The organism is Pseudomonas sp. PDM01 (genome assembly GCF_014852325.1).
GTDB classification, from domain to species: Bacteria; Pseudomonadota; Gammaproteobacteria; order Pseudomonadales; family Pseudomonadaceae; genus Aquipseudomonas; species Aquipseudomonas migulae.
The window spans coordinates 86,361-110,994 of the sequence record NZ_JACVBK010000010.1 but is presented as its reverse complement, the minus strand read 5'-3'; the positions used below and the strand labels follow the sequence as shown (position 1 = coordinate 110,994).

At 59.2% G+C, this 24,634-nt stretch carries 20 protein-coding genes; 10 read left to right on the top strand and 10 right to left on the bottom strand.

The genetic code is table 11. The annotated features are described in order from the left end of the window. Positions 1 to 294: 294 nt before the first annotated feature. Positions 295 to 1,548: a serine hydroxymethyltransferase gene (glyA, locus tag IB246_RS23940; RefSeq protein WP_008028869.1), complete on the bottom strand. Its 1,254-nt coding sequence runs from the start codon at positions 1,546 to 1,548 to the stop codon at positions 295 to 297. Between the two features lie 218 nt (positions 1,549 to 1,766). After that, a complete protein-coding gene (locus IB246_RS23935; protein WP_008037926.1) occupies positions 1,767 to 5,615 on the bottom strand; it encodes a bifunctional diguanylate cyclase/phosphodiesterase in 3,849 nt (1,282 codons plus the stop codon). Between the two features lie 283 nt (positions 5,616 to 5,898). Between IB246_RS23935 and ettA the strand changes: the two genes are divergently transcribed. Together ettA and gdhA are read left to right on the top strand one after the other, a co-directional pair. Then, on the top strand, positions 5,899 to 7,563 hold the full coding sequence (gene ettA / locus IB246_RS23930; protein ID WP_008037925.1) for an energy-dependent translational throttle protein EttA: 1,665 nt from the start codon (positions 5,899 to 5,901) through the stop codon (positions 7,561 to 7,563). Between the two features lie 348 nt (positions 7,564 to 7,911). Beyond that, positions 7,912 to 9,249 carry an NADP-specific glutamate dehydrogenase gene (gdhA, locus tag IB246_RS23925; RefSeq protein ID WP_008028863.1) on the top strand — a complete coding sequence of 446 codons (1,338 nt, stop codon included), beginning with the start codon at positions 7,912 to 7,914 and terminating at the stop codon, positions 9,247 to 9,249. Here gdhA and IB246_RS23920 read toward each other — a convergent pair. The 4 genes from IB246_RS23920 to IB246_RS23905 all read right to left on the bottom strand — a co-directional run bounded on the left by IB246_RS23920 (position 9,246) and on the right by IB246_RS23905 (position 13,015). Next, positions 9,246 to 9,740: a GreA/GreB family elongation factor gene (locus IB246_RS23920; protein ID WP_008037922.1), complete on the bottom strand. Its 495-nt coding sequence runs from the start codon at positions 9,738 to 9,740 to the stop codon at positions 9,246 to 9,248. The genes gdhA and IB246_RS23920 overlap by 4 nt on opposite strands. A gap of 70 nt (positions 9,741 to 9,810) precedes the next feature. Beyond that, positions 9,811 to 10,167, bottom strand: a complete 357-nt coding sequence (locus IB246_RS23915) for a hypothetical protein (RefSeq protein WP_008037920.1) — start codon at positions 10,165 to 10,167, stop codon at positions 9,811 to 9,813. Positions 10,168 to 10,444: 277 nt separating this feature from the next. Beyond that, a complete protein-coding gene (locus IB246_RS23910; RefSeq protein WP_032832413.1) occupies positions 10,445 to 12,298 on the bottom strand; it encodes a DUF4105 domain-containing protein in 1,854 nt (617 codons plus the stop codon). Between the two features lie 228 nt (positions 12,299 to 12,526). Then, positions 12,527 to 13,015: a DUF3015 domain-containing protein gene (locus IB246_RS23905; protein WP_008028855.1), complete on the bottom strand. Its 489-nt coding sequence runs from the start codon at positions 13,013 to 13,015 to the stop codon at positions 12,527 to 12,529. 417 nt (positions 13,016 to 13,432) lie between these two features. Here IB246_RS23905 and IB246_RS23900 point away from each other — a divergent pair, with 417 nt between their 5' ends. Together IB246_RS23900 and IB246_RS23895 are read left to right on the top strand one after the other, a co-directional pair. Next, on the top strand, positions 13,433 to 15,871 hold the full coding sequence (locus tag IB246_RS23900; protein WP_008028854.1) for a Lon protease family protein: 2,439 nt from the start codon (positions 13,433 to 13,435) through the stop codon (positions 15,869 to 15,871). 296 nt (positions 15,872 to 16,167) lie between these two features. Further along, the gene (locus IB246_RS23895; RefSeq protein ID WP_008028851.1) at positions 16,168 to 16,509 is read left to right on the top strand and encodes a hypothetical protein; all 342 of its coding nucleotides are present in this window, start codon (positions 16,168 to 16,170) and stop codon (positions 16,507 to 16,509) included. Positions 16,510 to 16,514: 5 nt separating this feature from the next. Here IB246_RS23895 and IB246_RS23890 read toward each other — a convergent pair whose 3' ends face one another. Further along, on the bottom strand, positions 16,515 to 18,344 hold the full coding sequence (locus IB246_RS23890; protein WP_008037915.1) for a hypothetical protein: 1,830 nt from the start codon (positions 18,342 to 18,344) through the stop codon (positions 16,515 to 16,517). A gap of 159 nt (positions 18,345 to 18,503) precedes the next feature. On the opposite strand from IB246_RS23890, the gene IB246_RS23885 reads away from it, so the two are divergent. The 3 genes from IB246_RS23885 (at position 18,504) to IB246_RS23875 (ending at position 20,270) form a co-directional block, all read left to right on the top strand. Beyond that, positions 18,504 to 18,992, top strand: a complete 489-nt coding sequence (locus tag IB246_RS23885) for a TIGR00645 family protein (RefSeq protein WP_008037914.1) — start codon at positions 18,504 to 18,506, stop codon at positions 18,990 to 18,992. Positions 18,993 to 19,218: 226 nt separating this feature from the next. Then, entirely contained in the window at positions 19,219 to 19,530 is a 312-nt protein-coding gene (locus IB246_RS23880; protein ID WP_008028846.1) for a DUF6482 family protein, read from the top strand. A 122-nt stretch (positions 19,531 to 19,652) separates the two neighbouring features. Continuing rightward, complete coding sequence (locus tag IB246_RS23875; protein ID WP_008028844.1) at positions 19,653 to 20,270, top strand: FKBP-type peptidyl-prolyl cis-trans isomerase; 618 nt, start codon at positions 19,653 to 19,655, stop codon at positions 20,268 to 20,270. A gap of 115 nt (positions 20,271 to 20,385) precedes the next feature. Here IB246_RS23875 and IB246_RS23870 read toward each other — a convergent pair whose 3' ends face one another. The 3 genes from IB246_RS23870 to IB246_RS23860 all read right to left on the bottom strand — a co-directional run bounded on the left by IB246_RS23870 (position 20,386) and on the right by IB246_RS23860 (position 22,342). Then, positions 20,386 to 20,643, bottom strand: coding sequence for a hypothetical protein (locus IB246_RS23870; RefSeq protein ID WP_008028843.1), 258 nt, complete (start codon positions 20,641 to 20,643; stop codon positions 20,386 to 20,388). A gap of 206 nt (positions 20,644 to 20,849) precedes the next feature. Continuing rightward, positions 20,850 to 21,191 (bottom strand): zinc ribbon domain-containing protein YjdM, encoded by a 342-nt coding sequence (locus IB246_RS23865; protein ID WP_008028840.1) that lies wholly within the window; start codon positions 21,189 to 21,191, stop codon positions 20,850 to 20,852. Between the two features lie 182 nt (positions 21,192 to 21,373). After that, positions 21,374 to 22,342, bottom strand: a complete 969-nt coding sequence (locus IB246_RS23860; RefSeq protein ID WP_008028837.1) for a polyprenyl synthetase family protein — start codon at positions 22,340 to 22,342, stop codon at positions 21,374 to 21,376. Positions 22,343 to 22,582: 240 nt separating this feature from the next. Between IB246_RS23860 and rplU the strand changes: the two genes are divergently transcribed. The 3 genes from rplU (at position 22,583) to cgtA (ending at position 24,624) form a co-directional block, all read left to right on the top strand. Next, on the top strand, positions 22,583 to 22,897 hold the full coding sequence (gene rplU / locus IB246_RS23855) for a 50S ribosomal protein L21 (RefSeq protein WP_003176051.1): 315 nt from the start codon (positions 22,583 to 22,585) through the stop codon (positions 22,895 to 22,897). A 34-nt stretch (positions 22,898 to 22,931) separates the two neighbouring features. Beyond that, positions 22,932 to 23,207, top strand: a complete 276-nt coding sequence (gene rpmA / locus IB246_RS23850) for a 50S ribosomal protein L27 (RefSeq protein WP_003215862.1) — start codon at positions 22,932 to 22,934, stop codon at positions 23,205 to 23,207. Between the two features lie 193 nt (positions 23,208 to 23,400). Beyond that, the gene (gene cgtA, locus IB246_RS23845; RefSeq protein WP_008037904.1) at positions 23,401 to 24,624 is read left to right on the top strand and encodes an Obg family GTPase CgtA; all 1,224 of its coding nucleotides are present in this window, start codon (positions 23,401 to 23,403) and stop codon (positions 24,622 to 24,624) included. Positions 24,625 to 24,634: the final 10 nt, after the last annotated feature.

Sequence of the window (24,634 nt, the reverse complement as noted above, 5' to 3'; positions counted from 1 at the left end):
GCGCTGCGCGCATCAGATTCAGGACTTAATTATTGTGGTCTTACCGGTATGTCCAGTGCAGGCGCAGTCTACGCCGGATTTTTTTACGATTACAAGTGAAAACCTGAAAATTGGCATGACCGGTCTGACCAGCGAAGCTGGGTGTGTAGGAGCCGGCTTGCTGGCGATGGCGCCCAAAAGATCAATGCAAGGCTCAAGAACAAGCGCTCCAGCCAGCCACCTCCCACAAATCGCAGGCGAAAAAAAACCGGCCATCACTGGCCGGTTTTTTCTAACTACGGTCTAGCGGTGCAATTAAGCGCCGTACACCGGCAGCTTCTTGCAGATGGCCTTGACCTTCTCACGAACGGCGTCGATCACCGCTTCGTTGTTCAGGTCAGCCAGGATGTCGCAGATCCAGCCGGCCAGCTCTTTGCACTCTGCTTCCTTGAAGCCGCGAGTGGTCACAGCCGGAGTGCCGAAGCGCAGGCCGGAGGTGACGAACGGGGAACGTGGATCGTTTGGCACGGAGTTCTTGTTCACGGTGATGAATGCTTTGCCCAGAGCGGCGTCAGCGTCTTTACCGGAGATTTCCTGCTTGATCAGCGACAGCAGGAACAGGTGGTTTTCAGTACCGCCGGAAACCACGTCGAAACCGCGCTCGATGAAGACGCTGGCCATGGCCTGGGCGTTTTTCACCACTTGTTGCTGGTAAGCCTTGAACTCAGGCTGCAGCGCTTCCTTGAAGCAGATCGCTTTGGCAGCGATCACGTGCTCCAGCGGGCCACCCTGGGCGCCCGGGAATACTGCGGAGTTCAGCTTCTTCTCGATGTCGGCGTTGGCGCGAGCCAGGATCAGGCCGCCACGTGGACCGCGCAGGGTCTTGTGCGTGGTGGTGGTCACGACGTCAGCGAATGGCACCGGGTTCGGGTAGACGCCAGCGGCGACCAGACCGGCCACGTGGGCCATGTCGACGAACAGGTAGGCGCCAACCTTGTCAGCGATTGCGCGGAAGCGCGGGAAGTCGAGGATCTGCGAGTAGGCAGAGAAACCGGCCACGATCATTTTCGGCTTGTGCTCAACGGCCAGGCGCTCGACTTCGTCGTAGTCGATCAGGCCATTGGCGTCGATGCCGTACTGAACGGCGTTGTACAGCTTGCCGGAGGAGGAAACGCTGGCACCGTGGGTCAGGTGACCACCGTGAGCCAGGCTCATGCCCAGGATGGTGTCGCCAGCTTGCAGCAGGGCCAGGTAAACGGCGCTGTTGGCTTGCGAACCGGCGTGCGGCTGAACGTTGGCGTAATCGGCGCCGAACAGTTCTTTGGCACGGTCGATGGCCAGTTGCTCAACGACGTCGACGAACTCGCAACCACCGTAGTAGCGCTTGCCCGGATAGCCTTCGGCGTACTTGTTGGTCAGTACCGAGCCTTGAGCTTCCATCACCGCAGGGCTGGTGTAGTTTTCCGAAGCGATCAGCTCGATGTGTTCTTCCTGGCGCTGAGCTTCTTGCTCCATGGCGGCAAAAAGATCGGCGTCGTACTTGGCAATAGTCAAATCACGGCTGAACATGGCGGTCCTCAAGGATCGGGGCAGAAAAGGGGGGCATTCTAACCCAATGGGATTTAGATGGCATATGAAAGGGCATCATGTCGCAGACAAGTGGTGTTCATGCAGGAATCGGCGGCGATCGTGCCGGCCTCTTCGCGGGCAAGCCTCGCTCCTACAGTCGGTGATATCCGTAGGAGCGAGGCTTGCCCGCGAAGGGGTCATCTGCAGCACTACAAATTTCAGTCGAACATGAACAACGCATCATTACTGAACTGCGCTTCAAACCGGCCCGCCGGCATCGGCCGCCCGAACAGGTAACCCTGAACCTCATCACAGCCATGCTCACGCAGGAAGTCCAGCTGCTCATGGGTTTCCACGCCCTCGGCGATCACCGCCAGGTTGAGGCTGTGGGCCATGGCGATGATCGCCCGGGCGATCTGCGCATCCTGTTCACCCGACGGCAAGCCATCGACAAAGGTTCGGTCGATCTTCAGCACGTCGATCGGGAACTGCTTGAGGTAGTTGAGCGACGAATAACCGGTGCCGAAGTCGTCGACCGCGATGCTCAGCCCGAGGTTTTTCAGCCCGGCCAGAATCTGCATCGCCTCGCTGACTTCGCGCATCAGGATACTTTCGGTCAGCTCCAGTTCCAGGCACGCCGGTGGCAGGCCTGTTTCCTTGAGGATGGTGGCGATCCGCGTGCCGAGTTGGCCGTCGGAGAACTGCCGGGCAGAGATGTTGACCGATACCTTCGGCACCCGCACCTTGGCCTGATGCCAGGTCTTGAGCTGACGGCACGCCTCGCTGATCACCCAGTCGCCGACGTCCACCACCAGGCCCAGTTCTTCGAGCACCGGAATGAAATCCCCCGGCGGCACCAGGCCACGGCGCGGATGACGCCAGCGCAGCAAGGCTTCGGCACCGGTCAGGCGTTTGCCGTCGCCGCTGAATTGCGGCTGGTAGTACAGAACGAATTCGTTCTGTTCCAGGGCGTGACGCAAGTCGCTTTCCAGCTCCAGACGCTCGAGGGCACTGGCGTTCATGTCCGCCTGATAGAACTGGAAGTTGTTCTTGCCGCGTTCCTTGGCGTGGTACATCGCGGTGTCGGCGTTCTTCATCAGCTGACTGAGTTCGTTGCCGTCCTGCGGGCTCAGGGCGATGCCGATACTGGCGGTGACGAAGAATTCGCGGCCTTCAAGCACGAACGGTTTCACCAGGCTGGCGAGAATCTGTTCGGCCACGTGAATCGCCCGATTGAGGGCGATTTCACGGTTGGCCCGCGGTTGCAGGAGCAAGGTGAATTCGTCGCCGCCCATGCGCGCCACGGTGTCGTCGTCATCGACGCAACCGAGCAGGCGCGTGGCCATTTCCTTGAGCATGCGATCGCCGGCGGCGTGGCCCAGGGAGTCGTTGATCGGCTTGAAACGGTCGAGGTCGAGGAACATCAGCACCACCCAGGACTTCTGCCGTTCCGCCGATTGCAGCGCAGTGTGCAGGCGGTCCTGGAACAGCGTGCGGTTGGGCAGGTGCGTCAGGGCGTCGTAATAGGCGAGGCGGTGAATCCGTTGTTCACTGGCCTTGCGCTCGCTGATGTCGCTGAAGAAACACACGTAACTGGCCAGATCGCCTTCATCGTCGAGCACCGCCGTGATACCGACCCACGCCGGGTAATGCTCGCCGTTACGACGCCTGAGCCAGACTTCGCCTTCCCAGGTGCTGTGCTGATTCAATTGCTTGAGCACATAGCGCAGGTGCGCTTCCTGCTGCTCGTCGACGGTCAGCATGTTCGGCAACTGGTCGAGCACTTGCTCCACCGCATAGCCGCTCACGCGACTGAACGCTTCGTTGGCCTGCACGATGTAGCCTGCCGGGTCGGTGATCAGGATCGCCGACGTCGAGTGTTCGAATACCGTGGCCGCCATGCGCAGGTCTTTCTCGGCGCGGCGTTGCTGGCTGATGTCGCGACCGACACCGAGCACGCCTTCGAAGGCACCGTGTTCGTCCCAGACCAGCACCAGCCGCAACTCGATCGGAATCTTGCGCCCATCGGCACGCAGGCAGTCGAACAGGAACAGTTGGGTCTGCACCTGGCTGCGCAACAGCGCCAGTTGGTCGGGTTTGCCCAGCGCTTTGCTGACGCGGTCCATCAGGTTGTAGATGCCGGTCAACTGTTGCGGGTTGGCGATGGTCGACTGCCAGCCGTTCTGGAAAATCCAGTCGGTGTCGTAGCCCAGCACGGCTTGCACCGACGGGCTGACGTAGTTGAGCGAGAGCTTGCTGTCGGTGGAGAAAATCACGTCGCTGATGCTTTCGGCGAGCATCCGGTAGCGCTGCTCGCTGTCGCGCAGGGACTCACTGGCCTCGATCTGCTCGGTGATGTCCTTGGCCACGCCGATGATCCGTGTGACCTGGTCGTGTTTGTCCCGCGCCAGCGCCTGTTCACGAATATCGAAACGTCGCCATTTGCCGTTGCGGTGACGGAAGCGCAGTTGGCATTGCAGCAATTGCGTATAGCCCGCGTGCCGCTGGGTCTGTCGCGCGCGGTGGTAGTGGTCGGCATCTTCGGGGTGCAGCAGGATTTCCCAGAAGTACTCGCCCATCTGGTGCAGTTCGGTGCGGTTGTAACCGAGTGTCTGGCCCAGGTGGTGGTTGCTGAAGATCATGCGCTGGCTGATCACGTCCTGGACGTACAAATGATCCGGCACGGTGCGCACCACGTCGGACCAGAACCCTTCACGCTCAAGCAGCGACAGTTCGATGAGCTTGCGACTGGTGATGTCGCTGATGCTCAGGATCACCGCTTTATAGTCGTCCTGGTTTTCCGGCAGGCGCATCACCAGCCACAGGTGTTGATCGCGGCCATTGGCGTCTTGCAGTTTTATTTCCAGCTCGAACTGTTTCTGCTGGTTGAGTACCGCTTCGAGCACTTGATTGCCGATGGCGGTGCCATCCAGCGGATTGCCGTCGATCAGCAACTTCCAGGCTTGTTCACAGGAATTGACGTTGAGCAGTTGCAGGGCGACCTGGTTGACCTCGGTGATGCGCAGTTCCTGCAACAGTTGCTGGCGCTGTTCCGGGGTTTCCAGCCAGGCTTGCAGGTGTTCAGTGCTGAGCAACTGGTTTTTGTCGAAGACGTTCTTGAGGCCAGACACGTCGAGCACGCACAGGGCGACGCCGGTGCCTTCGAAAATATCCTGATAGCGCCGACGACCTTCACTCACCTGGCGCTGACGACGGCGTATGTTCAACAGGGCGATCAGCGGCAGCAGAGAGAGCGCCAGCCCCAACAGGCATTTACCGATAAACGCCGGCAGCAGTTCTTCGATCACACGTTGCCGGTCGAACAACCCGCGCAGTTGCCAGTCGCTGCCGGTCAGGGGGACTGTCAGCACGCTGTTGGCCACATCATTTGCGGTCAGCTCGCTCGGCTTGGCCAGGGGCTGTGAATCATCGCGGCTGATGACCTGGTGATTGACGCGGTTTTCCACCAGCCACATTGGGCGGATACCGGCCTCGCCTGGTTTGGTCAATGACGAGAAAAAGCTCGGCGTCAGGCGCAGGACCCAATAGCCCCGAGAGCTGCCGCTGGCTTGATGCAGCAACAGGTGCACCACCGAACCGTTATCGGCGTTGCTGAAATAATGTGCCTGGGTACGGCTGCGGCGTACCAGTTCGACGAGGTAGTCGGCGTCGTCGCTGTCGGCGGTGGTGTCGCTGATGACTTTCCCTGAGGGGCTCAACAACGCGAGGCTACGCAGGTCGGGCAAGGACTTTTGCAGCTTGCGCAGCAGCTCCTGCTGTTCGTCGGCGCTTTGCGGCTGTTCGACGATCGGTAGCAGGTTGAGGGCGATCTGCGCATTGAGCGACATGTTCAGGCTGACTTGCGCAGCCAGATCGGCGGTGTAGTCGATGGTGTATTGGCGCTGGTTTTTCTGGGTTTCACGCAGCTGATCCAGCAGTTGCCAGAACAGCAACGCGAGCAGCAAAAGCACGAGTGTCGCCAGCGCGCCCTTTAATGTTCCGCGCAGGGGGGAACCGGGCACAGCAGTCGGTGCACGGGTGGTCAAGGGCGGAGTGACATTAGACAAACTGTAATCCTGCGATTTAGCTGGACTGGCGCGACGTGCACTATAAGCCGGACGCCCGGAGGGCGGCTAGCATGCCTTGAGTTGTGGCAAAGTGCCAGACCCTCCCGGCTGGACTGCCTTCTGTCAATAAGGTAGCTTTGCCGGTTACGCGGGAGCGTTCCAGCTCCTAGAATCAGGTTTTTTCAGCGCGCAGCATTGATACCTATCAGTCGTCGACGCGCACGGCCTGGCCGGGCATCGCCTGCGCTCCAATCATTCATCTGTCACTGACCCAAGGTTCTCCATGGCTCAATACGTCTTCACCATGCATCGGCTGGGCAAAGTTGTTCCGCCGAAGCGGGAAATCCTGAAAAACATTTCGCTGTCCTTCTTCCCCGGCGCCAAGATCGGCGTGCTCGGCCTCAACGGTTCGGGTAAATCCACGCTGCTGAAAATCATGGCCGGCGTCGACACCGAGTTCGAGGGCGAAGCACGTCCGATGCCGGAGCTGAACATCGGCTACCTGCCACAGGAACCGATCCTTGACCCGACCAAGACCGTGCGTGAAGTGGTCGAGGAAGCGGTCAGCGTGATCAAGAACGCCCAGGCACGCCTGGACGAGGTCTACGCGGCTTACGCTGATGAAGATGCCGACTTCGACAAACTGGCCGCCGAACAGGCCAAGCTCGAAGCCATCCTGCAAGCCAGCGACGGTCACAACCTGGATCGCCAACTGGAAGTCGCCGCCGATGCGCTGCGCCTGCCGGCCTGGGACGCCAAGGTCGAATTCCTTTCCGGTGGTGAAAAGCGTCGTGTGGCCCTGTGCCGCCTGCTGCTGTCCGCACCGGACATGCTGCTGCTCGACGAACCGACCAACCACCTGGACGCCGATTCCGTCGCCTGGCTGGAACACTTCCTCCACGACTTCCCGGGCACTGTCGTTGCGATCACGCACGACCGTTACTTCCTGGACAACGTTGCTGGCTGGATCCTCGAGCTCGACCGCGGCGCCGGTATCCCGTACGAGGGCAACTATTCGGGTTGGCTTGAAGCCAAGTCCGATCGTCTGGCCCAGGAATCCAAGCAGCAGTCGGCCCACGAAAAAGCCATGAAGGAAGAACTGGAGTGGGTGCGCAAAGGCGCCAAGGCCCGCCAGTCGAAATCCAAGGCACGTCTGCAACGCTTCGAAGAAATGCAATCGCAGGAATTCCAGAAGCGTTCGGAAACCAACGAGATCTACATCCCGGCCGGTCCGCGCCTGGGTGACAAGGTCATCGAGTTCAAGAACGTTTCCAAGGGCTATGGCGATCGCGTGCTGATCGACAACCTGTCGTTCTCCATGCCAAAAGGTGCCATCGTTGGCGTGATCGGCGGTAACGGTGCCGGTAAGTCGACGCTGTTCCGCATGCTGATGGGCAAGGAACAACCGGATTCGGGCAGCATCGAAGTCGGCGAAACCGTGCAACTGGCCTGCGTCGATCAGAGCCGCGAAGACCTGGACGGCAGCAAGACTGTGTTCCAGCAAATCTCCGACGGTTCGGATCAGATCCGCATCGGCAACTACGAGATCCCGTCGCGTACCTACGTCGGTCGCTTCAACTTCAAGGGCGGCGATCAGCAGAAGTTCGTCAAGGACCTGTCCGGTGGTGAGCGCGGTCGCTTGCACCTGGCCCTGACCCTGAAAGAGGGCGGCAACGTCCTGCTGCTCGACGAACCGTCCAACGACCTCGACGTTGAAACCCTGCGTTCCCTGGAAGAAGCCCTGCTGGACTTCCCGGGCGCCGCCATTGTGATCTCTCACGATCGGTGGTTCCTTGACCGCGTCGCGACGCACATCCTGGCGTACGAAGACGATTCGCAAGCGGTGTTCTTCGAAGGTAACTACACCGAGTACGAAGCCGACCGCAAGAAACGCCTCGGCGAAGCGGCTTCCCAGCCGCATCGTGTACGGCACAAGAAACTGGCCTGATTTCGGGTTGGTTGCATAAAAAACGGAGCCTTCGGGGCTCCGTTTTTTTATGCGTTTTTTCAGTGGCATCGTGGCGAACTCATCGCGAGCAGGCTCGCTCCCACAGGGGGAATGCAATTCAAATTGTAGGAGTGAGCCTGCTCGCGATAGCGGTGTAACTAATGGTGCAAAACCCAGATTGTGAATCCCTTTTTAGGTGCGAAATCAGCCTGAAAATGGAGGTTATTTATATCCTGCGCACCATTTAATTTCATAAACGCGACATTTTGCTCTATTACTGTGCGCACTCCGTTTGCTAAAGTCCGGCCCAATCTCTTCCAACGACAATAAATTTGCCGAGACTTTTCCATGATCGAATCCGTCGAAACTTTCCTTGCCCGACTGAAAAAACGCGACCCGGACCAACCTGAATTCCACCAGGCCGTCGAAGAGGTCCTGCGCAGTCTGTGGCCATTTCTCGAAGCCAATCCGCATTATCTGACCTCCGGCATTCTGGAGCGGATCTGCGAGCCGGAGCGGGCGATTGTGTTCCGTGTTTCCTGGGTCGACGATCACGGCAAGGTGCAGGTCAATCGCGGGTTCCGCATCCAGATGAACAGCGCGATCGGTCCGTACAAGGGCGGCTTGCGTTTCCATCCATCGGTGAACCTCGGTGTACTGAAATTCCTCGCCTTCGAACAAACCTTCAAAAACTCCCTGACCTCGTTGCCCATGGGCGGTGGCAAGGGTGGCTCGGACTTCGACCCGAAAGGCAAAAGCGACGCGGAAGTCATGCGCTTCTGCCAGGCCTTCATGAGCGAGTTGTACCGCCACATCGGTGCAGACGTTGATGTGCCGGCCGGCGACATCGGCGTCGGTGCCCGCGAGATCGGTTTCCTGTTCGGTCAGTACAAGCGCCTGAGCAACCAGTTCACCAGCGTGCTGACCGGCAAGGGCCCGAGCTATGGCGGCAGCCTGATTCGTCCGGAAGCCACCGGTTTCGGCTGCGTGTACTTCGCCGAGGAAATGCTCAAGCGCAGCGGTGAAGCCGTCGAAGGCAAGCGCGTAGCGATCTCGGGTTCCGGTAACGTTGCGCAGTACGCGGCGCGCAAGGTCATGGACCTGGGCGGCAAGGTGATTTCGCTCTCGGACTCCGAAGGCACGCTGTACTGCGAGGCGGGTTTGACCGAAGAACAGTGGCTGGCGCTGTTGGAGCTGAAAAACGTCAAGCGTGGACGGATCAGCGAGCTGGCCACGCGTTTCGGTCTGGAGTTCCGTGCGGGTCAGTGCCCGTGGGACTTGGCGTGCGACATCGCGCTGCCCTGCGCCACTCAAAACGAACTGGATGCCGAGGCCGCGCGCACGTTGCTGCGCAACGGCTGCATCTGCGTGGCGGAAGGCGCGAACATGCCGACCACCCTGGAAGCCGTGGACCTGTTTATCGAGGCTGGGATTCTGTTCGCGCCGGGCAAGGCGTCCAACGCCGGCGGTGTCGCAGTGAGCGGGCTGGAGATGTCGCAGAACGCCATGCGTCTGCTGTGGACCGGCGGGGAAGTGGACAGCAAGCTCCACGGGATCATGCAGTCGATCCACCATGCGTGCGTGCATTACGGCGAAGAGAACGGCCGCATCAACTACGTCAAAGGCGCGAACATTGCCGGTTTCGTCAAGGTCGCCGACGCCATGCTCGCCCAGGGCGTGGTTTAAGCCGGTTCGATGCGGATGATTTCGATCGTCTGATCGCCGGCCGGGCGTTGCCACAGCACCTCGTCGCCGAGTTGCGCCCCAAGCAATGCCCGGCCCAGCGGTGAACCCCAGTTGATCAGGCCCGCAGACGCGTCGGCCTGGTCTTCCCCGACCAATTGCACGGTTTGCTCGGTGCTGTGCTCATCGGCGAAGGTCACGCGGCTGCCGATCTGCACCTTTTGCGTTGAACTGGCGGCGGTCACGACCTGAGCGCTTTGCAGGCGCTGATTGAAGTAGCGCAAATCCCGCTCAAGGTCCACCAGGCGTTGCTTGTCGGCCTGCTCGCCTTTGGCCGATTGTTCATTGTGCAATTGTTGCAACCCGGCAACTTTTGCCTGCAACTGGGCAAGGCCTGCGGGCGTGACGTAATTGGGCTGCGTGCTGACCTGCCGTTCGACGGGCTGATCAACTTGCGCGGCGGCGTTATCTTCATTGACGAAGGCGCGACTCATGGTTTCCTCCCGTTATAGGGTTTAGGCCATGGTCACAGGCTTTTAGTTTCGGCGGATGTCTGTCAGCGACTCATTGCGAGCGAAACGCACGGGCGGCGTCCTGATCTTTCTGCTGTTGCCAGGCTTTTTCACGTTCGTCCCAATGGTGGCTACGATAGTCCTCGCGGTCTTCGCTTTCGCGCATGGCCTGGCATTGGCGGAAGCCATCGCTCCAGCCTTCGGCGTATGGCTTGTCCTTGAGATACCGCGGCACGTTCTTGCGAAATTCACCGGTGATCGCCCCGGCAGCCTGTCGACCACTGCTGCAGCCGTCATCGAAACCATCGGCGAAGGCCGGAGGATAACCCTTGGCAATCAGGTCTTCGTGAGTCGTCTGGCAACCCGCGCACAACAGCAACACACCCATCACACCCACACAACGCCACATCTCGGACTCCCGGCCGTTCAACGGCCTATGGTTCAAGTCTAGAAGTGCATTCGTGAGACCTTCGTGAAAGACCTGTGATGAATCCGTTGAACAACACAGATCCCTTGTAGGAGCCGGCTTGCCGGCGATCGCATCGACACGGTCGCTCAGCTACACCGCAATGACGCCATCACCTGTAGGAGCCGGCTTGCTGGCGATGGCATCAACACGGTCGTTCAGTTACGCCGCGGTGATGCCATCGTCGGAACGCCGCCCGCAGCAAGCCGGCTCCTACAGGTCAGTAGTGATACCACTTCAGCTCAAGCATCACTTCATTCTCAGGTGTGGCCAGATGGCTGAATTCGCGCTGGGCGCTCAGACGCAGACCCAGGTTGCGCGACAATTCCCACTGCTGGTTCAGACTCACGCTACGGCGCACTTCGCCATTGGTGAAGAAATCCCCCTTGGCCTCCAGGCTGAAATTCCCCAGCGGATTCTTCCATAGCACACCGCTGTTGAAACCCGCCGCCGGGGCGATGAAACCGGCGAAGTCGTTGTTGTGCTCGACGCGCACGGTGCCCAAGGCAAAACCGAGCATGTCGTCGCCCAGTTGCCACGTGCCGCCACCACCGCCGTTGACATGACTAACGAGGGTTTCATCGTCATGTTTGCCCGGCACCCGCTCCAGGCCGCCGGTGACCTGCCACGACAGCGGTTGCAGCAGCTCGTTGCGCGGGGTCAGGGAGCGAATGGTCGCCAGATCCAGTTGCTGCAACTGCCACTGATTGCCTTCGTACTGGCGCAGTTTCATTTGCAGGATTTCGATCTGCGCGCCGAGGGGAAAGCTTTCCGAGTTGTCGTTGAGATCGTGATACGCCATGCGCAGGCCATATTCACCGAAGGCCTTGTCGCCCCGGGTGCCGAGGCCGGCCTGCCAGGTGCGCGATTCATGGCCATCTTCGGGCAAGCCCGGTTGCGGGATGTCCAGCTCCGGCGCCGGGTTCTGGTTGATCGCCCGCAGCAATTCAAAACTGCGCTGAGCCCGCTGCGGGTCGCGTTCCTGGCCGTTGGCGCGGTAGCGTTCGAGCCGGTAAGCCGCGTCGATGATCAGTGCCTGACGCTCGCGCGATTGCGCCTTGAACGCCGGCTCCTGCAACTGTTTCTGGTCGGCGCTGACTTTCAGTACCCACTGCTGCTCTTCAGGATTCAACGGTTCGGCGCGGCTCAGCAGTTCGCGTTCGCGGGACGGCCGATACTGGATGGATTCCACCAGGCCTGCTTCTTTCACCGCTTTGACCGTGTCGGTGGGGATGGCGGTCAGCGGGAATTGTTCGGTCAGGCGCAGGCTTGGACGCGCCACTTGCAGCAGTTCCAGCAGGCGATAGGAGCAGTTTTCGTCGAAGAAGAAATAGTCGAACTGGATCTGCTTGAGTTCCCAGACGTGCTCGACCATGCGCTCGGTTTCCTGCTGCGTCAGGTTCAGCCGGTATTCCCACAGGTCACGATTTTCGAGGCTGCGGTACTCCGAGAGTTTTTCCTGATACGGCACCAGCGCAAACAGGCCCGGGTAGCCGCCCATCAAACCTTTCCAGGCGTAGAGAATGCTGTTGTCGGAACCTTCGATGTAGGCGCCGAAGTTGATGGCATAGCTGAGCAATGACGTCTTGTCGCTCTGCACATCCGCCTGATCGATGCGCAGCAGCGTGTGGCCGAACATCGATGACGGACTGTTCAAGTAGGCTGCCGGGAAAATCATCACCGCGCTGTGGGGCGAGACATCCTTGAACCATTGCTTGAATTCGGCACAGTCCAGGGCCGGCAAGTCAGTCAGGTTGAGTTGCGCCTTGAGCCAGCGAGTACGCGCCGGGTAGACACATTGCGCATGTTTTTCGCCGGCACTGGCCGGGGCGTACAGCGCCTGCACGGTGGCCGCCAGTTCGCGGTCGGGGTGTTCGTTGCCATCGGGGGCCAGAAAGAACTTCCTGTCGCTGACATAGCTGCGCCAGCCACCGAGCTTGGCGGTTTCGTAATGCCCCAGGGAAATCCAGAAGGGGTCGTTGGCCAGTTGCTGCAAACGTTGATTGTCGATGTGAGGCGCGGCGGACAGCGGGGCGCAGACACAGAGCGCCAGCCAGGCAAGGCGTTTGAGCATAGTGGGCAACTTAAGTCGAAAAAAATAAAGACCCAGCGCGGTAGACACCGTCAATGTAGGAGCTGGCTTGCCAGCGATGGTCTCAAAGGCGCCGTGTTTATCCAGTAAGCACGCGTCATCGTTAACGATCATCGCTGGCAAGCCAGCTCCTACAGTTAAACAGGATTACCAAAGAGGGCAGGTCCAAAAAATAAAACCCGCTCCCCGAAAGGAGCGGGCGGGTCGAGCTTAAGCTTGAGTTGCGTACTTGGCCAGACGAGGGTCGGCCTTCAAAACGGCCAGGGTGTTGGTATGCACATCTTCTGCAGTCACGTCAGCCTTGCTGAAGATCTGCTGGAAGTGCTCGTGAGTCACAGCCGCGAAATGCGCACGGTCTTCCGGCGCCACGCCCAGTACCACGGCGTAGGTCGTCAGCGCTTCGCCGTTACCTTTAGCCATGTCTTCGGACAGCTCGTTCATCATGCCATTCATGGCAAACCAGGATTTGCCGCCATAAGTCAGCGACGCATTAGTCGCGCAACCGTTGGTACCAGAGGTCATACCGAACGTTGCGTTGCCGGAAGTGCCGTTGGTGGTGGATGCCAGGAAGTGTGCCGGGGTGCCACGCTGACCTTCGAACAGCATGTTGCCCCACCCGCAATCCGGGCCGCCTGGCGCCTGTGCCATAGCGTTGATGGATACAGCGGTGAAGAGAGTACCGAGAAGAATCCGTTTCATAGCTTTGTTCTCTTTATGTGCGTACCAATGGACAAGGGTTCTGGCCCGGCTCTGTACGAAAACTGCCTGCGCGACGATCAGGCTGCGTTGAAAATAGACTCGGAATGCTCATGTGGGTCCCCCACACTCCGCTTCCTCGTCTGTTTTCGCCTTGCCTGATCGCCGCTCGGCGAGTTTTCGTACAGACCACTACGGCGCCAGTGGGCCGGTTATTGTTCCAGCCGCGCAGCTTGGAGTTTAGGCACGTTCCAAGGGTTCCGTTACTTTTTACGAAACATTCGTTGAAAACATTGATTTAGACCCGGCCCGCCTGGGGATGCCCGTTTGGCTATGCTTTGGCGAAAGGCGCGCCTTGCAAGTGGGGTATGGGCAGCGCCAGAATGCCGCTATCTGCCCCGCCTGATGTAAGGAAGCCCGATGCCTGATCCTGTTGCTGCCAGCTTGCGTCTAGCGCCCGAAGCGCTGACCCGTCCGTTTTCCGCTGAACAGTTCAGCTTCTCTACCACCAATGATCTGGAGCCCTTCCGCGGTGTGCTTGGCCAGGAACGTGCGGTCGAAGCCTTGCAGTTTGGTGTGGCCATGCCACGCCCCGGTTACAACGTATTCGTCATGGGCGAGCCTGGCACTGGCCGGTTTTCGTTCGTCAAACGCTACCTGAAGGCCGAAGGCAAGCGCCTGCAGACCCCGGCCGACTGGGTCTACGTCAACAATTTCGATGAACCCCGCGAGCCGCGCGCCCTGGAATTGCCATCGGGCACGGCCGGCGCGTTCATCGGTGATATCAACGCTTTGATCGACAACCTGCTGGCGACCTTCCCGGCGGTATTCGAACATCCGTCTTATCAGCAGAAAAAAAGCGCCATCGACCGCGCCTTCAACCAGCGCTACGACAAGGCGCTGGACATCATCGAGCGCCTGGCGCTGGAAAAAGAAGTCGCGTTGTACCGTGACGCGAGCAACATCGCGTTTACCCCGATGAGCGAAGGCAAGGCGCTGGATGAAGCGGAATTCGCCCAGTTGCCGGAAGCCGATCGCGAGCGTTTCCACGAAGACATCTCCGGCCTGGAAGAGCGTCTGAACGAAGAACTCGCCAGCCTGCCGCAGTGGAAGCGCGAGTCGAGCAATCAGCTGCGCCACCTCAACGAAGAAACCATCACCCTGGCCTTGCAGCCGTTGCTGTCGCCGTTGTCGGAAAAATACGCCGAGAACGCGGCGGTGTGCGGTTACCTGCAAGCCATGCAGGTTTACTTGCTGAAAACCGTGGTCGAGCAATTGGTCGACGACAGCAAGGTCGATGCGGTGGCGCGCAAGATGCTGGAAGAGCAATACGCGCCGAGCCTGGTGGTCGGTCACTCGGCCAGCGGCGGTGCGCCGGTGGTGTTCGAGCCGCACCCGACCTACGAAAACCTGTTTGGCCGCATCGAATACAGCACCGATCAGGGCGCGCTCTACACCACGTATCGCCAGTTGCGACCGGGCGCGCTGCACCGCGCGAACGGCGGTTTCCTGATCCTTGAAGCCGATAAAATGCTCAGCGAGCCGTTCGTATGGGATGCGCTCAAGCGCGCCCTGCAATCGCGCAAACTGAAAATGGAATCACCGCTGGGTGAGCTGGGGCGTCTGGCCACCGTGACCCTGACACCGCAACACATTCCGTTGCAGGTCAAAGTCGTCATCATTGGTGCCCGGCAGTTGTATTACACGCTGCAAGACCTCGATCCGGACTTCCAGGAGATGTTCCGCGTTCTGGTGGACTTCGACGAAGACATCCCGATGGTCGACGAAAGCCTGGAGCAGTTCGCCCAGTTGCTCAAAACCCGTACCTCCGAAGAAGGCATGGCACCGCTGACCGCCGATGCGGTGGCGCGTCTGGCGACCTACAGCGCGCGTCTGGCCGAGCACCAGGGGCGTTTGTCGGCGCGGATCGGTGACTTGTTCCAACTGGTCAGCGAGGCGGATTTCATTCGTCACCTGGCCAGCGATGAAATGACCGACGCCGGGCACATCGAGCGTGCGCTCAAGGCCAAGGCCACCCGCACCGGGCGCGTTTCGGCGCGGATTCTCGATGACATGCTGGCCGGGATCATCCTGATCGACACCGATGGCGCGGCCGTGGGCAAGTGCAACGGGCTGACGGTGCTGGAAGTCGGGGATTCGGCGTTTGGTGTCCCGGCGCGGATTTCCGCCACGGTGTACCCGGGTGGCAGCGGCATTGTCGACATCGAGCGTGAGGTCAACCTCGGCCAGCCGATTCACTCCAAAGGCGTGATGATCCTCACCGGGTATCTGGGCAGTCGTTACGCTCAGGAATTCCCGTTGGCAATTTCCGCGAGTATCGCCCTGGAGCAGTCCTACGGTTATGTCGATGGCGACAGTGCGTCGTTGGGCGAGGCGTGCACGTTGATTTCGGCGTTGTCGAAAACACCGCTCAAGCAATGCTTTGCAATCACCGGCTCGATCAACCAGTTCGGCGAAGTGCAGGCGGTGGGCGGGGTCAACGAGAAGATCGAAGGCTTCTTCCGCCTCTGCGAAGCCCGCGGGCTGACCGGTGAGCAGGGGGCGATCATTCCTCACGCCAACGTGGCGACGCTGATGCTGGACGAGAAAGTGCTGGCGGCGGTGCGCGCAGGGCAATTCCACGTTTACGCAGTACGCCAGGCTGACGAAGCGCTGAGCCTGTTGGTCGGCGAGCCTGCCGGTGCGCCGGATGAAAATGGCGAATTTCCAGAAGGCAGCGTGAATGCGCGGGTGGTGGAGCGCTTGCGGGTGATCGCCGAAATGATCAGCGAAGAAGACCTGAAAGAAGCCGAGAAAGAAGCGGCACAGGAAGCGTTGGTCGAAGCCAAGCCGGCCTGACACAGAGGAGTCCCTGTAGGAGCGAGGCTTGCCCGCGAAGAACGATAACGCGGTTATTCCGGCAAACCGCGTCATGGCTTTCGCGGGCAAGTCGGATCGCCGCACCGCTCGCTCCTACAAGTGCCATCACTCTGACGTCAATATTCACACAATGACCATTCGGCGCCTTCTGGTCTCAGTTGGCGTGCGGGCCTGACTTTTCTTCTATTCTCAGCTCAAGGACATCGACAGTAATCACTGGATCGAGACAGTTCTCCCGTGGGAGCTGAATACCGGATCTACCGAGGGTCGCCGCCATGTCGCGCAACCTCTGCCTCACCCGTCAATGCCTGGGCCTTGTGACCCGTATCGAATGTGCCATCAAGCCATTGGCTGGTGATACGGGCATGTGGACTTTGCTTTTCGCCGCCGGAATGGCCGGCGAACAACCCTCAGCCATCAAAGCCCAAGGCCCGTTTCCTGGGCCCTTCGCGGCTGAATCGATCCTCGACACCATCGTTGAAAGCCTGACGTTGCATGGCTATGAACTGGCCGATGACCCGCAAATCTGGTGCCTGCACCTGCAAGCCCAGCTACGGGAAATCAATGGTGGGCGCTGCCGCAACATGGGCGGCTTCGAGTTCCGCCCCGATCACTGAGACGACTATTGGGCGAGGCTGGACGTATCAGCCTTGTCGAGTTTGACCTCGAATCCATATTGCACCGTGGTGAGATCGGTTCGCTGGTAGGTTTCCAGCTGCGCCGGCTGGCCGTAGAAGTAATGCACGCTGAATAACGCCGGGCCCTGCGCACTTGCATCGTGAATGACCGAAAGAATCTCCTTGAGATAGTGGCCGCTATTGTCCCTGGCGAAAAAGCGCCAGTCCTGGGCGGGGAACAGCTTCAGATCAACCACCAGTGCATTGCCTTTCAGTTCCAGGCCTTTGGGCAGCCGGTCTGTTTCAAGTGTCTGCTTATCGACGGTGGCCAGGAACAGCGGCATGGAACCCACCGCAAACGCCGGCGTTTGCGCGAACAGGTTCAGGTCATAAGTGATGATGCCGCGCAGGGGATCGACCTGGTAAGCCTCGGGCGGCAGTTCGATCGGCTCATCGCGTTGTCCGCTGCTGTCCTCGGTAAAGAAACTGACCGGGCTATCGCCAGGGCTGAAGGACGTGCCGAGCAGTTCATCGTTGAAGCTTCGGGTGTGATCGAACTCGATGCGCGCCGCGCTCGGGTCGTCCACCGATTGGCGGATGCTGACGCTCTTCTTCAGTTGCTCCTCGCTGAGCGTTGCGCCTTTCAGCCAGGTCGGTGCCTGATCGTCGTACACGACCACGGGTAAAGTCAGTGGCTGGATGGTCTTTGCCGTGGTGTGTTGATCGAAGCGACGGATCGGCAGGTCCAGGTCCTTGCGCGTGACCGTGGCCGCCGAAAAGTCCAGCAGGCTGACTTCAAGGGTCTCGATCGGGCCGTTGAAATACACCTTGGAGTAATGCCTGGTTTGTTGCTTCTCAAACGCGCGTTGTTCTTCATCGAGCTGCCTTTCGAAGGCTTCGCTCCAGCTCTTCTGCTGTTGCATTTTCGCCAGTTGTTTCTGGTAGAAGGCAATTTGCGCGGCGGTTTGGTTGATCGAGCCCGAGCGTGAGAGAAATTGCCCGGTGGCGTCCCTGGCCTGGACGACCGACGGGTTGAAGGGTATCTCGCTGACTTCCGGGGCCAGCGGCGCGCTGTTGCTGAACTCGATTTCGGCGTAGTTGTTTGTCAGCTTCAGCAGCGTGACGCTCAGGTTGTCATTGCTGCGAGTCTGGCCGACGTCTTTTTTTGTCAGTTCGAAGCTATAGAGCCTGCGCGGGGCGATGACTTCGACCTTGCCTTGCAGGCTGACGGGCTGCGGCTGGTTCTTGATTTCCATGCCCAGGCCGTCGATGAAGGGGTAAGTCACCGTGAGATCGTCGGGGCTGGTCAGGTTGGAGCTCGACGGGCTCAGTTGAATGCCCGGATCGGTTTCCGACCACTCCGGCTGGAACGGGATCACGCGTTTGTTGCTCAAGGTCACCGACTGCCATTCCAGGCCATGGGGAAAGAGAAACTCGGCCGGAATGTTGAAGTTGAACGGGAACACCGGTTGCAGATCGGTCAGGTAGTCGGAGCTGGAATCCTTGTGCAGCACGAACAGGCCGTTAATGTACGTGTCGACCAGCGCCTGTGGCGTGGGGTAGTGCTTGAGCACGGCGAGGACATCTGCGCCGTACTCGGTTTCCACCGGTTTGCTGTCGAGTTTGAGTTGCGCACGTTCGAGCAGCAGCAGGGAGCCACCGAGTTCGGCCACGGCATCCTTGAGTTTCGGGTCCTGGATTGCGTCGAGGGAGGTTTCGAATTGCGCGGTCTTTTCCTCAAGGCTGACCTGGCGTTTGTCATCGTCCGGTGAACAGCCGCTCACCAGCAGGGCCAGACAAATCCCGGCGCTCATTAAAGGCAATCGCACATCCATTTCCCGTCGTCCTGTCCGATGTCGCAGCGGTGTCAATGCTTTGGACACTAGCAGAAAAACCTTGTCACACACGCGCAGGTGGCGGATTTTCCGAGTGTTTCTGGCTGTAACGGGTGGCTGGTATACTCGCGGCCATTTCCAGCCCACGTGTGAGATTCAATGGAACGCTTTATCGAAAATGCAATGTACGCCTCCCGCTGGCTGCTGGCGCCGATCTACTTCGGTCTGTCCCTCGGGCTGCTGGCCCTGGCGCTGAAATTCTTCCAGGAAGTCTTCCACGTCATCCCTAACGTGTTCTCGATGGCCGAATCGGACCTGATTCTGGTGCTGCTGTCGTTGATCGACATGGCGCTGGTGGGCGGTTTGCTGGTGATGGTGATGATTTCCGGCTACGAGAACTTCGTTTCCGAGCTGGATATCGATGACAACAAGGAAAAGCTCAACTGGCTGGGCACCATGGATTCGTCTTCATTGAAGATGAAGGTCGCGGCGTCCATCGTGGCGATTTCGTCGATTCACCTGCTGCGGATCTTCATGGACGCCAAAAACGTCGATCCCGAGCATTTGAAGTGGTACGTGATCATCCACATGACCTTCGTGGTATCGGCGTTTGCCATGGGGTATCTGGATAAACTCACCAAGCACTGATCCTCACCAGGCACTGTAGGAGCGAGGCTTGCCCGCGAAGGCGTCGTGACAGACAACACTTATGTCGACTGACACGACCTCTTCGCGGGCAAGTCGGATCGCCGCACCGCACGCTCCTACATGAACGGTGTGAAACAGACGGGCGGTGGCGTTTATGGCTTGTACTTTGATGCTGTGAGGCCTATGCCTGTATGAATGCTGGCTCGCCACTGCGTGAGGTGCGTTCATGAACTTCGTAGAGTTACGTGCTTATGCCATCGCAGGGAAAGTCGATGAGCTGAACCTGATCTCCATGGAAGGCGGAATCTACCTGTTGGAGGCGCGCATGCACGGGGCCGCCTACCCGTTGAGTGATGCTCACGGCGAGATGGTTCACCTGCGCTCGGTCGAGCATGCGCGTGAAGTGCTGCATAACTTTCCCACCTTGCCATTCAACCTTGTGCATACATCGGTTCACGATGAAATGTGCGGGTTGGGTGCGAGTGCGGGGGAAAGCCTGAAGGTGCCGATTGCCTTCGGTTCTGCCTGGCAGCACTGACACCCCCTCATCAGCGCAACGACATCTGTGCTAGTCTGCTGGCCCTTTTGGTTCCGGGCGTTCCGGGACGCGCTGTGCACGCACGGCAAGTTCCAGGGCCGTCCGCACAGCGGAGCAGTGTCATGTCCGAAGTAAATCTGTCCACCGACGAAACCCGCGTCAGCTACGGCATTGGCCGTCAGTTGGGCGACCAACTGCGCGACAACCCGCCGCCGGGCGTTAGCCTGGACGCAATCCTGGCAGGTCTGACTGACGCTTTCGCCGGTAAGGAAAGCCGTGTAGGTCAGGAAGAAATGTCCGCCAGCTTCAAGGTTATCCGCGAAATCATGCAAGCCGAAGCAGCTGCCAAAGCTGAAGCGGCTGCTGGCGAAGGCCTGGCATTCCTGGCTGAAAACGCCAAGCGCGATGGCATCACCACCCTGGCTTCCGGTCTGCAATTCGAAGTGCTGACCGCCGGTGAAGGCGCCAAGCCGACCCGTGAAGACCAAGTGCGTACCCACTACCACGGCACCCTGATCGACGGCACTGTGTTCGACAGCTCCTACGAGCGCGGTCAGCCTGCAGAATTCCCGGTAGGCGGCGTGATCGCTGGCTGGACCGAAGCCCTGCAACTGATGAACGCTGGCAGCAAATGGCGTCTGTACGTGCCGAGCGAACTGGCTTACGGCGCTCAAGGCGTTGGCAGCATTCCGCCGCACAGCGTACTGGTCTTCGACGTCGAGCTGCTCGACGTTCTGTAAAACATGAGCCTGTAGGAGCGAAGCTTGCTCGCGAATGCATCACCTCGGTTTCAAGTCGGAACCGAGTTGTCGGGTTCGCGGGCAAGCCTCGCTCCTACAGGTTTTGTGGGGTTTCTCATATTTCTAGCTTGTGATGCAGTTCATGCGACGGGCGCAACGCCCGGGCATAGCAGAACAGAAACAGATTGCGCACCAGTTCCTTGAGCACCACCGGCTCGCTGGAACTCAAGCCGTTGACGTCCAGGTCACCCTGATCCTGCAGCTCGTTCAAGGCTTCTTCTTCAAGCACAGCACAGACTTCCCCGGTTTCCCGATGCAGGATCCTGAGGTAGGGGTGTGGGCGGTCCAGCCAGGCATCGATCAAATAAGTCATGGGTCTCATCTCCATTGATTGGTTTCAATGAGAATAATTCTTATTCATCAAATAGCAAGGGCCTATTGGCGGTTTGTGATTTTTTCCGGGTAAAGATTGCGTAAGGTCAAAGCGGCTGGCGTTTGGCTATTGCGAGGAAATACGGGGCGAAGCGGGGGAGGACGAAGCACCATCCCACGCCGGGCGCGGGATGGAATACAGCAGGTTCAGACTTTTCTGACGAACTCGGATTTGAGCTTCATCGGGCCGATGCCGTCGATCTTGCAGTCGATGTCGTGATCGCCATCGCACAAGCGGATGTTCTTGACCTTGGTGCCGACCTTGACCACCAGCGATGTGCCTTTGACCTTGAGGTCCTTGATCACGGTGATGGTGTCGCCGTCTTGCAGGACATTGCCCACCGAATCCTTTTTCACGGCGTCATCGGACGCCGCTTCAGCTTCGCCGCTGGCAGACCATTCGTGGGCGCACTCCGGGCAGATCAGCTGCGCGCCGTCTTCATAGGTGTATTCGGAATTGCATTTCGGGCAGGGTGGCAACGTGCTCACTAAAGCTCCTTGGATTCAGGATCGCTAAAAAGCGCACATTATATAGGGTTTTAGGCGGGAGAGGGCGGAGCGCTGAATAACCTGTGGGAGCGAGCCTGCTCGCGATGGGGCACTCACATTCAACATTGTTGTCGACTGAAAGTCCGCTATCGCGAGCAGGCTCGCTCCCACAGGTAATCGATTTAGTGAGTGCGGGCGACCGCGAATTCACTCAGCTCCACCAATGCATCGCGGTATTCGCTGGCGGGCAGCGCGTCGAGGCATTTGATCGCACGGGCCACGTAGTCGCGGGCCAGTTGCGCGGTGTACTCAAGCGAACCGGAAGCATCAACGGCCTCGCGAATGCTTTCCAGGTCCTCGATGCCACCTTTCTGGATCGCCTTGCGCACCAGGGCAGCCTGCTCCGGCGTGCCTTCGCGCATGGTGTAGATCAGCGGCAGGGTCGGCTTGCCTTCGGCCAGATCGTCACCGACGTTCTTGCCCAGGGTCTCTGCGTCACCTTTGTAGTCCAGCAGGTCGTCGACCAGCTGGAAGGCTACGCCCAGGTGGTCACCAAACGTGCGCAGGGCTTCAGCCTGTTCCGGCGTGGCTTCGCAGAGGGCGGCGGCGCTGTGGGTCGAAGCCTCGAAAAGCATCGCGGTCTTGCCACGGATGACTTCCATGTAGGTTTCTTCGGTAGTGCTCGCGTCACGAACCTTCGACAGCTGCAACACTTCGCCTTCGGCGATGATGCGCGTGGCTTGCGAAAGGATCTTCATCACCGGCATGGAGCCCAGTTCGACCATCATTTCGAAGGAGCGCGAGTACAGGAAGTCGCCTACCAACACGCTTGGTGCGTTGCCCCACATGGCGTTGGCGGTCGAACGGCCGCGGCGCATGCCGGACATGTCGACCACGTCGTCGTGCAGCAGGGTGGCGGTGTGCAGGAACTCGATGGTCGCTGCCAGCAGACGCAGGTCGTCGCCTTCGCGGCCAAGGGCCTTGCCACACAGCAGCACTAATAAAGGACGCAGGCGTTTACCACCGGCCGAGGTAATGTAATCGCCGATTTTCGATACCAGCGGCACTCGGGAAGTCAGCTGCTTCTTGATGATGCCGTCGACGGCGCTAAAATCGTCCGCCACCGCGCGGTAGAAAGCTTGGGGTTGCATCAGCGACAGTCGCTCCAGAAGGGTTGCGCGGCATGCTAGGACCCACGTCGGCGGGTGTCAAGGCGCGATGGACGGCCTCTTGCAACGCCACGGTAGCTTGCGTACAATCGCGCACCCTGAACTTCCTGGGCAGCACCTGCCTTACGCAATTGCAAACTGGCCTTCCAGCCATATGCAGCCATGCCAGCCAATACCTCTTCTTATAAAGAGCTGGGTGAGCAGGATTATCGGAGAAATACCATGTCGTACGCAGTAATTGTTACTGGTGGCAAGCAATACAAGGTCGCCCCAGGTGAATACCTGAAGATCGAAAAACTGGAAATCGCTACCGGCGAATCCGTTACTTTTGATCGCGTTCTGTTGGTCGCCAATGGCGATGACGTGAACATCGGCGCTCCAGTTGTTGCTGGCGCTACCGTTGTGGCTGAAGTGATCTCCCAAGGTCGTCACGATAAAGTCCGCATCATCAAGTTCCGTCGTCGTAAGCACCACATGAAGCGTATGGGCCACCGCCAGTGGTACACCGAGATCAAAATCACCGGTATTCAGGCTTAATTTCAGCCTAATTCCTCACTAGGAGAATTGACTCATGGCACACAAAAAAGCTGGTGGTAGTACCCGTAACGGTCGCGACTCAGAAGCCAAACGCCTTGGCGTGAAGATGTATGGCGGCCAGGTTATCATTCCGGGCAACATCATCGTGCGTCAGCGCGGCACCCAATTCCACGCCGGTTACGGTGTTGGCATGGGTAAAGATCACACTCTGTTCGCTAAAATCGACGGCGTGATCAAGTTTGAAGTAAAAGGCGCTTTCAACCGCCGTTACGTGAGCATTGTCCCGAAGACTGAAGTCGTCGCGGCATAATTACGTAGATGCTGGAAAAGCCCTGTCTCGCGACGGGGCTTTTTCGTTTGTGGGGTGAGTCTCTTGCAAAGCTGTTTGTAATGAGCTCCAGCGCTGGATTTGCGGTCGTTGATTGAGGTCGCTGCGCTCATTTTTGCAAGAGTCTTATGTCTGGATTTTTTCGGCTCGTCCGTATGGCGAGAGGCGTTTTGTTATGAAGTTTGTTGATGAAGTATCGATTCGAGTAAAGGCCGGTGACGGCGGCAACGGTTGCATGAGCTTCCGTCGCGAGAAATTCATCGAAAACGGCGGCCCGAACGGCGGCGACGGTGGTGATGGCGGCTCGGTCTACATGATCGCCGACGAAAACCTCAACACCCTGGTGGACTACCGTTACACCCGGCACTTCGATGCCGAGCGCGGTTCCAACGGCGGCAGCACCGACTGCACCGGCAAGAAGGGTGAAGAGTTGGTACTGCGTGTGCCGGTCGGCACCACAGTCATCGACGCTGCCACTCAGGAAGTGATCGGCGACCTGACCAAGGCCGGTCAAAAGCTGCTGGTGGCCCATGGCGGCTGGCACGGTCTGGGTAACACCCGTTTCAAATCCAGTACCAACCGTGCTCCGCGTCAGACCACTCCGGGTAAACCGGGTGAAGCGCGTGACCTGAAGCTGGAAATGAAGGTGTTGGCGGACGTTGGTCTGCTGGGTTTGCCAAATGCTGGCAAAAGTACCTTTATCCGTTCGGTATCGGCCGCCAAGCCGAAAGTCGCCGACTACCCGTTCACCACGCTGGTGCCGAACCTGGGTGTGGTCAGCGTTGATCGCTGGAAAAGCTTCGTGGTCGCGGACATTCCGGGCCTGATCGAAGGTGCTTCCGACGGCGCTGGCCTGGGGATTCGCTTCCTCAAGCACTTGTCGCGTACCCGTTTGCTGCTGCACCTCGTGGACATGGCGCCACTGGATGACACCAGCGCCCCGGATGCGGCCGAAGTGATCGTCAGCGAGCTGACCAAGTTCAGCCCGTCCCTGGCTGAGCGTGATCGCTGGCTGGTACTGAACAAGTGCGACCAGATCCTTGAGGAAGAGCACGATGCTCGCGTCAAGGAAATCGTTGATCGCCTGGAGTGGACCGGTCCGGTTTACGTGATCTCCGCCATCTCCAAGCTCGGTACCGAGCGTCTTTGCCACGACATCATGCGTTACATGGAAGATCGTGCTGACCGTCTGGCGAACGATCCGGCCTACAAGGAAGAGCTGGCCGAGCTCGATCAGCGCATCGAAGACGAAGCGCGCGCTCAGTTGCAGGCCCTGGATGACCAGCGTGCCCTGCGTCGCAGTGGCGTGAAGTCGGTCCATGACATCGGTGACGATGATTGGGACGAAGAAGATGTAGATGATGAAGACGGTCCGGAAATCATTTACGTGCGCGACTGATCTGTTGCGA